At 62.2% G+C, this 13838-nt stretch carries 12 protein-coding genes; 5 read left to right on the top strand and 7 right to left on the bottom strand.

Annotated features, from left to right (window positions below; translation table 11 throughout):
* Positions 1–113: 113 nt before the first annotated feature.
* The 5 genes from KIT02_RS07490 (at position 114) to KIT02_RS07470 (ending at position 7612) form a co-directional block, all read left to right on the top strand.
* Positions 114–2138: an ABC transporter substrate-binding protein gene (locus KIT02_RS07490; RefSeq protein ID WP_297585142.1), complete on the top strand. Its 2025-nt coding sequence runs from the start codon at positions 114–116 to the stop codon at positions 2136–2138.
* 217 nt (positions 2139–2355) lie between these two features.
* Positions 2356–3366: an ABC transporter permease gene (locus KIT02_RS07485; RefSeq protein ID WP_297584319.1), complete on the top strand. Its 1011-nt coding sequence runs from the start codon at positions 2356–2358 to the stop codon at positions 3364–3366.
* Positions 3363–4550, top strand: a complete 1188-nt coding sequence (locus tag KIT02_RS07480; RefSeq protein ID WP_297584317.1) for an ABC transporter permease — start codon at positions 3363–3365, stop codon at positions 4548–4550. Before KIT02_RS07485 ends, KIT02_RS07480 begins: the two co-directional genes overlap by 4 nt.
* 10 nt (positions 4551–4560) lie before the next feature.
* Positions 4561–6225, top strand: coding sequence for an ABC transporter ATP-binding protein (locus KIT02_RS07475; protein WP_297584314.1), 1665 nt, complete (start codon positions 4561–4563; stop codon positions 6223–6225).
* A 19-nt stretch (positions 6226–6244) separates the two neighbouring features.
* Positions 6245–7612, top strand: a complete 1368-nt coding sequence (locus KIT02_RS07470) for an alpha-glucosidase/alpha-galactosidase (RefSeq protein ID WP_297584312.1) — start codon at positions 6245–6247, stop codon at positions 7610–7612.
* A gap of 126 nt (positions 7613–7738) precedes the next feature.
* Here KIT02_RS07470 and KIT02_RS07465 read toward each other — a convergent pair whose 3' ends face one another.
* From KIT02_RS07465 to KIT02_RS07435, 7 genes are all read right to left on the bottom strand, one after another.
* A complete protein-coding gene (locus KIT02_RS07465; RefSeq protein WP_297584310.1) occupies positions 7739–8230 on the bottom strand; it encodes an ATP-binding protein in 492 nt (163 codons plus the stop codon).
* Between the two features lie 511 nt (positions 8231–8741).
* A complete protein-coding gene (gene pth / locus KIT02_RS07460; protein WP_297584308.1) occupies positions 8742–9464 on the bottom strand; it encodes an aminoacyl-tRNA hydrolase in 723 nt (240 codons plus the stop codon).
* A gap of 69 nt (positions 9465–9533) precedes the next feature.
* Positions 9534–10184, bottom strand: coding sequence for a 50S ribosomal protein L25/general stress protein Ctc (locus KIT02_RS07455; RefSeq protein ID WP_297584306.1), 651 nt, complete (start codon positions 10182–10184; stop codon positions 9534–9536).
* 144 nt (positions 10185–10328) lie between these two features.
* Complete coding sequence (locus tag KIT02_RS07450) at positions 10329–10685, bottom strand: hypothetical protein (protein WP_297584304.1); 357 nt, start codon at positions 10683–10685, stop codon at positions 10329–10331.
* 243 nt (positions 10686–10928) lie between these two features.
* On the bottom strand, positions 10929–11861 hold the full coding sequence (locus tag KIT02_RS07445; RefSeq protein ID WP_297584302.1) for a ribose-phosphate pyrophosphokinase: 933 nt from the start codon (positions 11859–11861) through the stop codon (positions 10929–10931).
* A 116-nt stretch (positions 11862–11977) separates the two neighbouring features.
* Positions 11978–12736 (bottom strand): peptidoglycan editing factor PgeF, encoded by a 759-nt coding sequence (gene pgeF / locus KIT02_RS07440; protein WP_297584300.1) that lies wholly within the window; start codon positions 12734–12736, stop codon positions 11978–11980.
* Positions 12733–13812: an SAM-dependent methyltransferase gene (locus KIT02_RS07435; protein WP_297584296.1), complete on the bottom strand. Its 1080-nt coding sequence runs from the start codon at positions 13810–13812 to the stop codon at positions 12733–12735. Before KIT02_RS07435 ends, pgeF begins: the two co-directional genes overlap by 4 nt.
* Between the last annotated feature and the right edge of the window lie 26 nt (positions 13813–13838).

Genomic DNA, 13838 nt, shown 5'->3' with positions numbered 1-13838 from the left:
CGGTGGAGAACGGCCCGGCTTAACGCTGCCTCGAGCCCCGGCAGAAATGGGAGGTTCTATTGAGAAAGCCAATCTATGCCCTTGGCGGGGCAGGACTACTGCTGTCCGTTTCCATGCTGGCCATTCCGGCCCAGGAACTGGCCGGCGAATTGCCCGATCCGCCTGAGTTTGCAGCGCAGAGCGAGCCGGTATTCGTCTCGGTCAGCGACATTCTCGAATACAAGGCGCTGCCTGAATATCACGAGCCCGACTGGGTCACCTCGAAATATGTCGATGCGGGCAGCCTGCCTCCGGTGGCGGAGCGCCTGCCGGCGGAGCCGCTGGTTTACAAGACCGCCAATATGCCCGATGGCGTCGGCGTCTATGGCGATACCATGCGCCACGTGATCGGCGGACGTCCGGAAGGCTGGAACTATATCGGCGGCCAGAGCCAGGGCTGGGGCGGCATCGATATCGGCCTTTCCGAATGCCTGACGCGTACCGGGCCGCTCTTCATGGTCAAGGCCGACGAGCTTCAGCCCATGCCGAACCTGGCCAAGAGCTGGGAATGGTCGGAGGATGGCAAGGAACTGACCATGCACCTGATCGAGGGTGCAAAATGGTCTGACGGCGACCCGTTCGACAGCGACGACGTCATGTTCTACTGGAACGACAACGTCATGGACGCCAACGTCTCTCCGCTGAACGGGGCGACGCCGGAATCCTTTGGTGTTGGCACGACGCTGGAGGCGATCGACGCCTACACCATCAAGTGGACGTTCCAGGAAGCCTTCCCGACGCAATATCTCTATACGATGGCCTATGGCACCTTCTGCCCGGGCCCGAGCCATATTCTCAAGCCCGCGCACCCGAACTATTCGGACAACACCTACGAGCAGTACAAGAACGCCTTCCCGCCGGAATACATGAATATCCCGGTCATGGGCGCCTGGGTGCCGGTGGAATATCGTCCCGATGACATCATCGTCATGCGACGGAACCCCTATTACTGGAAAGTCGACGAGAACGGCAATCAGTTGCCCTATCTCAACGAGATGCACTATCGCCTCTCGACCTGGGCTGACCGCGACGTGCAGGCTGTTGCCGGTTCCGGTGACTTCTCGAACCTCGAACAGGCTGAAAGCTATGTCGAGGCGCTGCGCCGCTCCGCTGAAGATACGGCTCCGGCCCGCCTGCAGTTCGGCGCCCGTACCATCGGTTATGCATTGCAGATGAACCTGTCGGGCAACGGCTGGGGCGAACCTGACGAGCGTGCCCAGGCGGTGCGTGAACTCAGCCGGAACACAGACTTCCGCAAGGCCATTTCCATGACGCTCGATCGTCAGCGGCTCGGGGAGTCACTTGTCCGTGGTCCGTTCACCGCCATCTATCCGGGCGGGCTCTATGCCGGCACCACCTATTACGACAAGGCGTCGACGGTCTATTACCCGTACAATCTGGACGCAGCGAATGCGATCCTGGACGACATGGGCCTGGTGGATACCGACGGCAATGGCGTGCGCAACTTCCCCGAAGGCACCGCTGGCGGCGCCGATGTGGAAATCACGCTGCTGGCCAATTCGGACTATGCGACCGACACCAATCTGGCCGAAGGCGTGATGGCACAGCTTGAACCGCTTGGACTGCGGGTCATCGCCAACTTCCAGCAGGGCACGGCTCGCGACGACATGGCCCAGGCGGGTCAATTCGACTGGCACGTCAATCGCCAGGGCGCTGAAATGGTGTCGGTGGTGCAGGGCACCGGGGCGCTTGCTCCGACCGGTCCGCGCATTCATGCATTCCACCGCGCCAATGCGGAGGGTGAGCTCGATCTGCTGCCCTTCGAGGAAGAACTGGTGGCACTGGTGAACGAGTTCGTCACCACCAGCGACAATGCCGAACGTGCCGAGATCATGAAGCAGTATCAGCGCATCTTCACCGAAAACGTCTACTCGGTGGGCCTGACCCAGTATCCGGGCGCGCTGATCATCAACAAGCGCTTCGCCAATATCCCGGCGGGTGCCCCGATCTTCATGTTCAACTGGGCAGAAGACAACATCATCCGCGAACGCGTGTTCGTTCCGGAAGATGCCCAGGGTGGTTATGAGCTGCATCCCGAAACCCTCCCGGGCGAACCGGGCGGTGCAGGGCCTGCGTGATCCCAAGCCTGAAACTGGCGGTTCGCCGTCAGTTTCACTCTTGCTGTGTGGTTCCCTTCTCCCCTGAGGGGAGAAGGTGGCCCGCCAGGGCCGGATGAGGGGTTCAGCGCCGGTTTTTGGCCGCGAGGCTTTCACCCCTCACCCTGACCCTCTCCCCTGAGGGGCGAGGGGACGCAGGGACCGGCGGGTCCGCGCAAATACGATCGATGAGGCCCAAATGCTTCGCTTTCTGACATTTCGAATTCTTGGCGCCATCCCGCTGCTGTTTCTACTCAGCGTGGTGACCTTCGCCATCATCCAGGCACCGCCCGGCGACTATGCCGACTACATCCGTTCCATGCTGATCAATCAGGGTGGCGTGCGGCCGGACCTGGCGGAGGCGCAGGCGGAGGCCTATCGGCAGGCGAATGGTCTCAACGACCCGATTATCGTGCAGTATTTCCGCTGGATCACCGGCATCGTCACCCGCTTCGATTTCGGTCATTCGCTCTACTACAACAAGCCGGTGGGCAATGTGATTGCCGAGCGCTTGCCGGCCACCATCGCCCTGGCGCTGGTGTGCCATATCCTGGCGTCGCTCCTGGGCATCGGCCTCGGCATCATCGCGGCGACGCGTCAGTATTCCTGGGCCGATACGCTCCTGGGCATCATCTCCTTTCTGGGCATGACCATCCCGCGCTTCCTGCTCGCCATCATCATCATGTATGTGCTGGTCTTTCGCATCGGCGTGAACGAGATCGGCAGCTTCAACTCGGCCTATTGGGGCGGCCAGCCCTGGGGCTGGGGGCGTTTCGTGGACCTGGTCGCCCATGTCTGGCCGGTTGTGTTCATCGCCACGTTCGGCGGGCTCGCCTACAACATGCGGGTGATGCGCGCCAATCTGCTGGACGTGCTCAATTCCCAATATGTCGAAACCGCGCGGGCCAAGGGCCTGCCGGAAGGGGCGGTGATTATGCGTCACGCCGTGCCTAACGCCCTGCACCCCCTGATCGCCTATCAGGGCGTGGTCCTGCCCTACATGCTCACCGGCGAAATCGAGGTGGCCATCGTCTTTGGTCTGGCCACGGTCGGACCCGCCATTGTGGGCTCCATGGCGGTCGGAGACGTCTTCGTCACCGCTTCATTCATGCTCGTGCTCGCCACGACGCTGATCATCGGCAACATCATTGCCGACATGCTGCTGGCAGCGCTCGATCCGCGTATCCGCCTGGGAGGGAACAAGGAATGAGCCGCAACGATACCCATTCATCCATTCCCCTGCCCACCGATGCGGCGGCAGGTCCCACTCCGACACCTGCCGAAGAGGCCGATGTCGCGCCCGTGGTGTCGCGCCACGGGTCGGGGAACGAAACCTATGCGAGCCTGGTCTGGCGGCGCTTCCGTCGCTCGACCATGGGCATGATCGGCCTCGTTCTCGTGGTGGCCCTCCTGATCATGTCGATCTTCGCCGACTTTTTTGCGCCCATGGACCCAAAGCAGACCAATCTGCCTTTCGCGCCGCCGGACATGGTGGCCTTCACGGACCCCGAAGGTAATTTCAGCCTCATCCCCCATGTCTATCCGATCGGGGACACCGGCGAGTTCGACCCCATTACCTTCCAGCCCCTCACCGGTCCGGTCATGGACGATCCAACCCCCGTCGGGTTCTTCGTTCAGGGCTACAGCTACCAGATCCTCTGGGTGATCCCGGCCAATATCCACTTCTTCGGCTCGACCGATGGACGGCCGCTGCAATTGCTGGGCACCGACAAGTTCGGACGCGACATTCTCTCCCGCGGCATTATCGGCTCACGGATTTCGCTGATGATCGCCCTGGCGGTGGTGACCATGACGACCGTGGTCGGCACGCTTGTCGGCATCGGCTCGGGCTATATCGGCGGGCCACTCGATGCCTGGGTGCAGCGGTTCGTGGAGTTCGTTTTGGCCTTCCCGCAATTGCCGCTCTATCTGGCGCTGACCTCGCTGATCCCGGTGACGGCACCATCGAATGTGTTCCTCACCTTCGTGATTTTCGTGATGGCGGCGCTGGGCTGGGCACAACTCAGCCGCGAGGTCCGCTCCAAGACGCTGTCGCTGGCGCGCATCGAATATGTGCGGGCGGCGATTGCGGTGGGGGCGACCGACCGGCGCATCATCGTGCGGCATATCCTGCCCAATGTGCTCAGCCACATCATCGTGGCCATCTCGCTGGCCATCCCGGCTGTGGTGCTGCTCGAAAGCTTCCTCGGGTTCCTTGGCTTTGCGGTGAAGCCGCCACTGATCTCCTGGGGCCTGATGCTGCAGGATACCGGCACCTTCTCGGTGATCGGGTCCTATCCGTGGATCCTGACGCCGGTGATCTTCGTGCTGATAACCGTGTTCGCATTCAACGCCCTGGGCGATGGATTGCGCGACGCCGTGGACCCCTATTGAGGAGCGGGCGATGACCACCAACAATCTGGCGCCCGCCGAGCGGCACGATCTGGGCACGCATGAGCGCGAGCTGATCCTGGACGCCCGCAATATCGGGGTGGACTTCAAGGTCGAGGGCGGCGTGGTTCACGCCGTGCGCGACGTGTCCTTCCAGTTGCACAAGGGCGAGACCATTGCGCTTGTGGGCGAAAGCGGCTCGGGCAAGTCCGTCACCGCGCGCACCATCATGAAGCTGTTGACCAAGCGCGCCACCATACTGCCCGAGACGCGGATCACGCTCGCGGGCAAGGATGTGGTCAAGATGAGCGACCGCGACATGCGCAAGATGCGCGGCAACGACATCGCCATGATCTTCCAGGAGCCGATGAGTTCGCTGAACCCGGTCTATACGATCGGCCAGCAAATTTGCGAGATCATCCACCTGCACAATCGGGTTTCCCGCGAGGAGGCGATGAAGCGCGCGGAAAAGCTGCTCGAAGAGGTGCAGATTCCCGAGCCGCGCGCCCGCCTCAACAACTATCCGCATCAGCTTTCGGGTGGGCAGCGGCAGCGCGTGATGATCGCCATGGCCCTTGCCAACCGGCCGGATGTGCTGATCGCCGACGAGCCGACCACGGCGCTGGACGTGACGGTGCAGGCGCAGATCCTCAACCTGATCAAGGACCTCAAAGACAAGTACGGCATGGCGGTGATCCTGATCACCCATGACCTGACCATCGTCCGGCAGTTCTCCGAATATGTTTATGTCATGCAGAACGGGGCTGTGCAGGAGCACAACGAAACCGCTGCGCTGTTTGCCAATCCGCAGCACGCCTATACGAGGCACCTTCTGGCCTCCGAACCCAAGGGCACGGCGCTGCCGCTGGATGATGGGGCGCATGACACCGTGCTGGAGGGCAAGGAGGTCAAGGTGGCCTTCACCCTCAAGCGCGGCGGCTTCTTCAAGCCGGATTTCTTCGAGCTCAAGGCCGTCGACAATCTCGATATCAGGCTGATGCGCCACGAGACGCTCGGCATCGTGGGCGAGAGCGGTTCGGGCAAGACCACGTTCGGGCAGGCGCTGATCCGGCTCATCGGCAATCAGGGCGGGCAGATTCTGTTCGACGGCGAACGCATCGACACCAAGGACCGCAAGGCCATGCGGCCGCTGCGCAGCCGGATGCAGATCGTGTTCCAGGATCCGTTCGCATCGCTCAATCCGCGCATGTCGATCCGCCAGATCATCGAGGAAGGGCTGATCGTCAACAGGATCGGCGCCAATTCGGGCGAGAGGGTCGAACGGGTGCGGCAGGCCCTGCGCGATTCCGGTATGCCCGACACCATCCTCCAGCGCTTCCCGCATGAATTTTCCGGCGGCCAGCGCCAGCGCATCGCCATCGCGCGGGCCATTGCGCTGGAGCCCGAGTTCATCCTGCTCGACGAGCCGACATCGGCGCTCGATCTCAGCGTCCAGGCCCAGATCATCGATCTGCTGCGCAAGCTGCAGAACGAGAAGGGCCTCTCCTATCTCTTCATTTCGCACGACCTCAAGGTGGTGCGGGCCCTCTGCCATCGGGTGATGGTCATGCAGCACGGCAAGATCGTGGAGCAGGGGCCGGTCAATGAAGTTCTCATCAACCCCCAAACCGAATATACGCGTCGGCTAGTCCGCGCCGCGTTCGAAATTGCCGCCTAACTCCCGGAGCATTCCCCAAATGGCAAATCCCAAGATCACTTTCATCGGTGCCGGCTCGTCCGTGTTCATGAAGAACATTGTCGGCGATATCCTGCAGCGTCCGGCGCTGGCCGGAGCCACGATCCGGCTCATGGACATCAATCCGACCCGCCTCGCGGAAAGCGAGATCATCGCCTCCAAACTCATCAAGACGCTGGGCGTGCCGGCGGTGGTGGAGACCTATTCGGATCAGCGCAAGGCGCTCGACGGCACCAATTTCGTCGTCGTCTGTTTCCAGATCGGCGGGTTCGAGCCATCCACGGTCGTCGATTTCGACGTACCCAAGAAGTACAACCTGCGCCAGACCATTGCCGATACGCTGGGCGTCGGCGGCATCATGCGCGGCATCCGCACGGTGCCGCATCTGTGGAGCATCTGCGAGGACATGCTCGCCGTCGCGCCCGATGCGATCATGCTGCAATACGTCAATCCGATGGCGATCAATACCTGGGCGATCTCGGAAAAATATCCGACGATCAAGCAGGTCGGCCTCTGCCACTCGGTGCAGGGCACGGCGCATGAGCTGGCGCACGATCTCGACATTCCCTACGAGGAAATCCGCTATCGCTCGGCCGGCATCAACCACATGGCCTTCTTCCTCAATTTCGAGCACCGCCAGGCCGATGGCACCTACAAGAACCTCTATCCGGACCTGCACCGGGCCTATCGCGAGGGCCGCGCGCCCAAGCCGGGCTGGAACCCGCGCTGCCCGAACAAGGTGCGCTACGAGATGATGACCCGGCTGGGCTATTTCGTCACCGAAAGCTCCGAGCACTTTGCCGAGTACACGCCTTATTTCATCAAGGAAGGGCGCGAGGACATCATCGAGAAATTCGGCATTCCACTCGACGAATATCCCAAGCGCTGCGTCGAGCAGATCGCGCGCTGGAAGCAGACCTCCGAGGACTACAAGAAGGCCGACCGCATCGAGGTCAAGCCGTCCAAGGAATATGCGTCCTCCATCGTCAACTCGGTATGGACCGGCGAGCCTTCGGTGATCTACGGCAATCTGCGCAACAACGGGGTGATCACCTCATTGCCCAACAATGCAGCCGTGGAAGTGCCGTGCCTGGTCGACGACAACGGGTTGCAGCCGACCTATATCGGTGATCTGCCGCCGCAGCTGACGGCGCTCATCCGCACCAATATCAATGTGCAGGAGCTGACCGTGCGGGCCCTGATCGAAGAGAACCGCGAGCACATCTACCACGCGGCAATGATGGACCCGCATACGGCGGCCGAACTCGATCTCGACCAGATCTGGAACCTGGTGGATGACCTGCTCGACGCCCACGGCTCCATGCTCCCCGAATGGGCCCGCGGCCCCCGCAAACAGCGCGTGGCGTAAGCGGCTTGATCATCGCGTGATCTGGAACCACCCGGCGCAAGGCCGGGTGGTTTTTTTGCGGGAATGGGGTGGGAAGCTGCCTGCCTCCTATTGAGAGGCCTTTTAAAATAGCAGACCTGCCGACAGTCAGGGACGGTGCACTGTCACGTTGAACATTTCTTCAGGTGAGGGTGGGACGAAATGACTGGTAAAGACGTCGAACTGCTCATCGCTGACAGAGAATTCGTGTTTACCGCCCTCGTTTCGTTGGCGAAGGCGGGCCTTGCACACCTCGTCTGACACTTCGATGTAGTGCAGTCGATGAGCGCATTGCGCACCTTCAAACAGCCCACGCATCCAGGCCCGAGTGTTCACGGTGTTTGCCGGGAAGTCGAGCACTACTGAAAGCCCGCCTCGAAGGACCTCAATCAGATGTGGGCCAATCGCGCGGCGGAGCCGTGCCGAACATCGAGCGTAATCGGCCAAACTGTGAAGCTCGTCCGGGTAGAGCTCCGCGAGCCATGGGTCTTCTCTTACGATGATGGTATTGGGCGATCGGCCCAGTTCAGAAACGAGAGTAGACTTCCCAGCGGCAATCTTGCCGCACACGAGGTGCAGCGTAGCAACGTTCAATGACATGATTTGAGACCCTGAAATGCGCCAGTGGCGCGATGGTGTTCACACGGACGAACCCGACCCGACGTATCAGGTCGGGTGAATAATTCGTTCGTCGGTATGGAAGTGAACGCACAAGGTCATATCGGCTTGATACCGGTGCAGCGGCCCTTAGTCCAGTCGTTGCTATTGTCCGGTTTTTGGTCAACGCAAATGACTGGCGAATGACTTGAGTGGGGTGGAAACCCGACAGTTGATTGGCGACGATTTTTTTCGCCCACTGTGCGTCACCCTCGGGCTTGACCCGAGGGCCCTGTACTTCAGGATATTGGGTAGGGCGGCTTTGCCTGCTTTTTTGCCGATAAGCGCTCCGTGTGACGGCATCGCACAGTGAAGAGCCCTCGGGCACCCTCGGGTCAAGCCCGAGGGTGACGGCCAGTGGGTGGTCAAGTCATCGGAGCCGGGCGACGAGATTGAAGGGCCTGCCGCATCTTCCCGCATCCACGCGACCGACGCCTATCAGCCTTCGCCCGGCCTATTCGCCCTTGTTTCCAAACAGTTTGCTGAGCATGTCCGCCATGGGGCCCGACTTGGGCAATTCGGTCTGCGGCTTTGCCGGGCGCGCCTGGCGGATGTGGCTTTGGGCTTTGGGGACGGGGGCGGACTTCGCGGCGGGAGACGTCTTGGGTTCGTCTGTCCGCAGGGCCAGGGCCAGCTTGTTCATGAAGCCGGAATCGTCGCCCTTGAGCAGCAGCGGCGCCTGCCGCGCCAGTTCGTCGAGCAGCGGGTCGAGCCAGTCCTTGTCGGCCTTGGCGAAATCGCCCAGCACATGGTGGGTGACGAATTCCTTGCCCGGATGGCCGATGCCCAGCCGAACCCGCTTGTAGTCGGTGCCGATCTGCGGATCGATGGAGCGCAGCCCATTGTGCCCGCCATTGCCGCCGCCGACCTTGACGCGGACTTTTCCGGGCGCCAGATCGAGCTCGTCGTAGAATACCACGATGTCTTCATTGCCGATCTTATAGAAGCGGGCCACCTGCTGAAGGCTGCCGCCGGACTTGTTCATGAAGGTCTGCGGCTTGAGCAGCAATACCCGCTCGCCCGCCACGCTGCCCTCGGCCAGAAGGCCGGAATGCTTGGACTTCCAGGTGGAAATGCCATGGGCCTCGGCAATGGCGTCCACGGCCATGAAGCCGATATTGTGCCGGTTGCCTTCATATTGGGCGCCAGGATTGCCCAGTCCAACAAGCAGTTTCATGGCATCGACCCTTGCAAATGAATGAGGCGGCCATTGGCCGCCTCACGAGCTTTGACGCTGCAACGGGAATTATTCCTCGTCGGCAGCTTCTTTTTCTTCGGCTTCGTCTTCGGCATCGTCCGCGCCGCCTTCAGCAGCTTCGGCGGACTTGAGGCCCGACGGGGCAACCACGGTCGCGATGGTGAAATCGCGGTCGGTGATGGCAGCGGTCACGCCCTTGGGCAGGGTCACGGCCGAGATGTGGACGGAGTCACCGATGTCCAGACCGGTCAGGTCCACGGTGATGGCTTCCGGGATCTTGCTGGCCGGAGCGATCACTTCAACCGTGTGGCGCACGATGTTGAGCGTGCCGCCGCGCTTGAGGCCGGGGCTCTTTTCTTCATTGATGAAGGACACGTGCACTTCAACATGCAGCGTCGAGTTGCCGGACACACGCAGGAAGTCGATGTGCAGCGGCTCGTCCTTGACCACGTCGAGCTGGTAGTCGCGCGGAATAACCTGATGCACGGTGCCGTCGACATCGAGGTCGAGCACGTGCGACTTGAAGCCACCGGCATAGATGAACTTCAGCGCGTCCTTGAATTCAACGGAGACGGTGACGGGGGGCTTCTTGTCACCATAAATAACAGCGGGAACACGTCCCTGACGACGCACTTCGCGAGCGGCCCCCTTGCCCACTCCCTCACGCGCCTGTGCCTTGAGCACCTTGTTGGCAGCCATGGAAATCATCCATTCTGGGTTGGTGTATGTCATTACCACAACAACATACGCGCCCGTCCTCCAGGGGTGACGAGCGCTTCATGGCGGCGGGATATAGAGGAAAGGCGATGAACCGGCAAGGGATTCCCGGCATTGCCCGCAGATTCAGGCGCCCGGCATGGGCAGGCATTCCATGATCTCGACGCCGGTGCCCGGAAACAGCGCGAAATGGGGGTGGTTCTCGAACATGCGCGCCGCCGCTTCATGGCTGTCCGCCTCGACGATCACATAGGCAGCCATGGTGTTCCTGATGCTGCTGATGCCGGCGGGATTGGCGAGGAGCGTCTTGCCCAGCGGGGCGCCCGGGTCGCGGATCGCATCGCGATAGGTTTCCGCCCATTGCCCCCAGCCGCGCATGGCCCGCTCCGAGCGATCGGCCTTTTCCGCTTCCGGCAGGTCGTCCCAGGCCCTCTGGACCTCGGAATCCAGCGTGCCGGTATAGATGGCGAGATAGCGTGGCATGTCATTCTCCCGGGCTGCCATGGTCGGCCGGAAGAGACTAGACCACATCACGATAGGACTGAAGCGCCGGAGCCTTTCCCTTCTCCCCTGAGGGGAGAAGGTGGCGCGAAGCGCCGGATGAGGGGTTCACACTCGCGTTCTTGCCGAGAGGCTTTCACCCCTCACCCCATCCCTCTCCCCTGAGGGGCGAGGGGGCGATGAAGACGATAGCGCAATGGAATATTCTAACGCTTGAGCGCGGGTTTAGTCGAACAGGCTCGACACGCTCTGTTCGCTGGCGGTGCGGGCGACGGCCTCGCCGATCAGGGAAGCGATGGACATGCGGCGGATATTGCCGGCGGCCTTGGTGGCCTCGGTCTCGAGGATGGAATCGGTGACCACCAGTTCCTTGAGCTTGCTGGCCGCGATGCGCTCGGAGGCGCCTTCGGAAAGCACGCCGTGGGTGATATAGGCCGAAACTTCCTTGGCCCCGGCCTTAAGCAGGGCCTCGGCCGCATTGACCAGCGTGCCACCCGAATCGACGATGTCGTCGATCAGGATGCAGGTCTGGCCCGACACATCGCCGATGATGTTCATGACTTCCGACACCCCGGCGCGCGGGCGCCGCTTGTCGACAATGGCCAGGTTGGCGCCGATGCGGCTGGCGACATTGCGGGCCCGCACCACGCCGCCCACGTCGGGGGAGACGATCATGACATTCTTGACGTCATAATTGTTGCGGATGTCGCGCACCATGACCGGCGCTGCCGTGAGGTTGTCGCTCGGTATATCGAAAAAGCCCTGGATCTGGGCGGCGTGCAGATCCAGCATCAGCACGCGGTTGGCACCGGCCTCGGTGATCAGATTGGCCACCAGCTTGGCCGAAATCGGCGTGCGGGGGGCAGATTTCCGGTCCTGGCGGGCGTAACCGAAATAGGGGATGACCGCGGTGATGCGGCGCGCCGAAGACCGGCGCAGCGCGTCGGTCAGGATCAGCAGTTCCATCAGATTGTCGTTGGCCGGAAAGCTGGTCGACTGGATGATGAAAGCATCCTCGCCGCGGACATTTTCATGCACCTCGACATAGACTTCCTTGTCGGCGAAGCGCTTGACCGTGCAGTCGGTCAGGGGAAGTTCGAGATAGCTGGCAATGGCCTGCGCCAGCGGTCGGTTCGAGTTGCCGGTCACCAGCTTCATGGGCGCGATCCTGTCTCAACCGGTCCTTGGGGACGGGACCTTCCAGTTTCGCGGGCAGCTTTATAGAGTCGAAAACGGACTCGCAACGCCACTTTCGGCTGATCGGTAAATAAAGCTCATGTCAGGGCGATGACAGACACCTGGCGGCCGGTTCTGGTGCCTTGATGGGTCGCGTAGCGATGCGAAAAATACCGGTCGGGCCGGGCATAGGTGCAGATCGCAAGCGGATCGATCCGGGTAATGCCCGCGCTGGCCAGCTGATCCCGAACGAAGCCGGGCAGGTCGAAATGCTCCTTGCGGCCGGCCGGAACATGAAAGTAGCGGCCCCCATCGGGGTGCAGTGCCAGGAAGTCGCGCATGAATTGCGGACCGACCTCGTAATTGGGCGCCGATATGGTCGGACCGATGGCGGCGCGGATGCGCGCGGGATCGGCGCCAAGGTCGGCCATGGCGGCCACCGTCCGGCCGACTATGCCATCCACGGCCCCGCGCCAGCCGGCATGGGCCGCGCCGATCACGCCGGCCTCGGGATCGTGGAACAGGATGGGTGTGCAATCTGCGGTGAGGATGGCAAGGGCCAGGCCCGGCGTGGCGGTCACCAGCGCATCGGCTTCGATAGAGGATGGCTCGATCGGCCCGGTCACGGTGGCGACGTCGGTCGAATGGGTTTGCCGGACGATGACCAATGGACCGGCGCCGATGGCGTTCCGCACCAAAGTCCGGTTTTTATCAACGATATCAGGATCATCGCCAACGGACCAGGAGACATTGAGGCCCGCAAAATCGCCCTCGGACACCCCGCCGGACCGGCCGAAGAAGCCGTGGCGGATGGACGGGTCAGTGCTGAGCAGCGGCGAGGTCTCAAAGCCCGTCATGCGGCAAATCCGGGTGGTTGCAGGCCCGGACTATGGGCGCAGAAGACCTTGAACAGGGTGCCCATCTGCGCGTCCCCCACCAGCCGGTCATGGGCGGCGCGGACATCAGCGGCGGAGGCCGGATTGGCGCCGGCCAGGGCGGCGGCGCGCTCGCCGATGCCCAGCCGTGTCAGAAATTGGCCTTGCGTCGCAAGGGGTTGGACGGCAAGGCCGGCCTGACGCGCGACATTGGCCAGGGCGCCGAAATCGACATGGGCGGAAATGTCGGTTTCGCCCGGCGCATCGAGCACATCGGCATAGGCATGGCGGCGGACGCCCTGGAGGGTTTCGCCGGTCTGCGTCGCGGCGTAGCCATAGTCTACGACAAGTAGGCTACCGCCTTGTACGGCAACGATTTTTGCCAGGCGCGACATGACTTCGCCACCGGCCAGACAGGCCTCGAAGATGGTGTCCGGCGCTGCGTCCTGCACCGCGTCGGGCATGGATTGGGGCGGGATGGGTGTCGGCGACAGGCCGAAGGCGCGCTTGCCGTCGAGGAGGCCGACCTGGCGTTCGTGCCAGCCGTCGGACTTGCGGATGAACTGGCGGATGGGGAGGGCGTCGAAGAACTCGTTGGCGACGACGAGCACTGGACCATCCTCGAAATTCTCGAAGTTTTCCAGCCACTTGGGGTCATAGACGTCCAGCCGCGCCTTCTGTTCGGCCATCAGCGGCGGACTGGTTTCGAAGAGGCGGAGATTTAGGGCGTCGCGGAAGCCGGGGGCGCGGCAGGCGACGCGCAGGATATCGGCCATCAGCGTGCCGCGGCCGGGGCCCAGTTCGAGCAGGGTAAAGGCCTTCGGCTCGCCCATCTGCTGCCAGAGATTGACCAGCCAGAAACCGATAAGTTCCCCGAACATCTGGGAAATTTCGGGTGCGGTGATGAAGTCGCCGGCGCGGCCGATCGGCTCGCCGGCCCGGTAGTAGCCGCGTGACGGATGCGTGAGGCAGAGGCCCATATAGGTCGCCACGGACATGGGGCCGTTGGTGGTGATGTGCAGGTCGATCTGCTGTTCGAGCGTCAGCGATTGGGTCATGCAGGCTGTCTCACTTGGGCGCCGAA

This window comes from Devosia sp., from assembly GCF_025809055.1.
In the GTDB taxonomy this organism is placed as follows: domain Bacteria; phylum Pseudomonadota; class Alphaproteobacteria; order Rhizobiales; family Devosiaceae; genus Devosia.
The sequence above is the reverse complement of the archived record's forward strand: the minus strand, read 5'-3'. Positions and strand labels throughout refer to the sequence as shown.

Excerpts from the sequence above, each read along its gene's own strand:
- KIT02_RS07490 (WP_297585142.1), top strand. The coding sequence starts at position 114 with ATGCTGGCCATTCCGGCCCAGGAACTGGCCGGCGAATTGCCCGATCCG.
- KIT02_RS07485 (WP_297584319.1), top strand. The coding sequence starts at position 2,356 with ATGCTTCGCTTTCTGACATTTCGAATTCTTGGCGCCATCCCGCTGCTG.
- KIT02_RS07480 (WP_297584317.1), top strand. The coding sequence starts at position 3,363 with ATGAGCCGCAACGATACCCATTCATCCATTCCCCTGCCCACCGATGCG.
- KIT02_RS07475 (WP_297584314.1), top strand. The coding sequence starts at position 4,561 with ATGACCACCAACAATCTGGCGCCCGCCGAGCGGCACGATCTGGGCACG.
- KIT02_RS07470 (WP_297584312.1), top strand. The coding sequence starts at position 6,245 with ATGGCAAATCCCAAGATCACTTTCATCGGTGCCGGCTCGTCCGTGTTC.
- KIT02_RS07465 (WP_297584310.1), bottom strand. The coding sequence starts at position 8,230 with ATGTCATTGAACGTTGCTACGCTGCACCTCGTGTGCGGCAAGATTGCC.
- pth (WP_297584308.1), bottom strand. The coding sequence starts at position 9,464 with ATGAAACTGCTTGTTGGACTGGGCAATCCTGGCGCCCAATATGAAGGC.
- KIT02_RS07455 (WP_297584306.1), bottom strand. The coding sequence starts at position 10,184 with ATGGCTGCCAACAAGGTGCTCAAGGCACAGGCGCGTGAGGGAGTGGGC.
- KIT02_RS07450 (WP_297584304.1), bottom strand. The coding sequence starts at position 10,685 with ATGCCACGCTATCTCGCCATCTATACCGGCACGCTGGATTCCGAGGTC.
- KIT02_RS07445 (WP_297584302.1), bottom strand. The coding sequence starts at position 11,861 with ATGAAGCTGGTGACCGGCAACTCGAACCGACCGCTGGCGCAGGCCATT.
- pgeF (WP_297584300.1), bottom strand. The coding sequence starts at position 12,736 with ATGACGGGCTTTGAGACCTCGCCGCTGCTCAGCACTGACCCGTCCATC.
- KIT02_RS07435 (WP_297584296.1), bottom strand. The coding sequence starts at position 13,812 with ATGACCCAATCGCTGACGCTCGAACAGCAGATCGACCTGCACATCACC.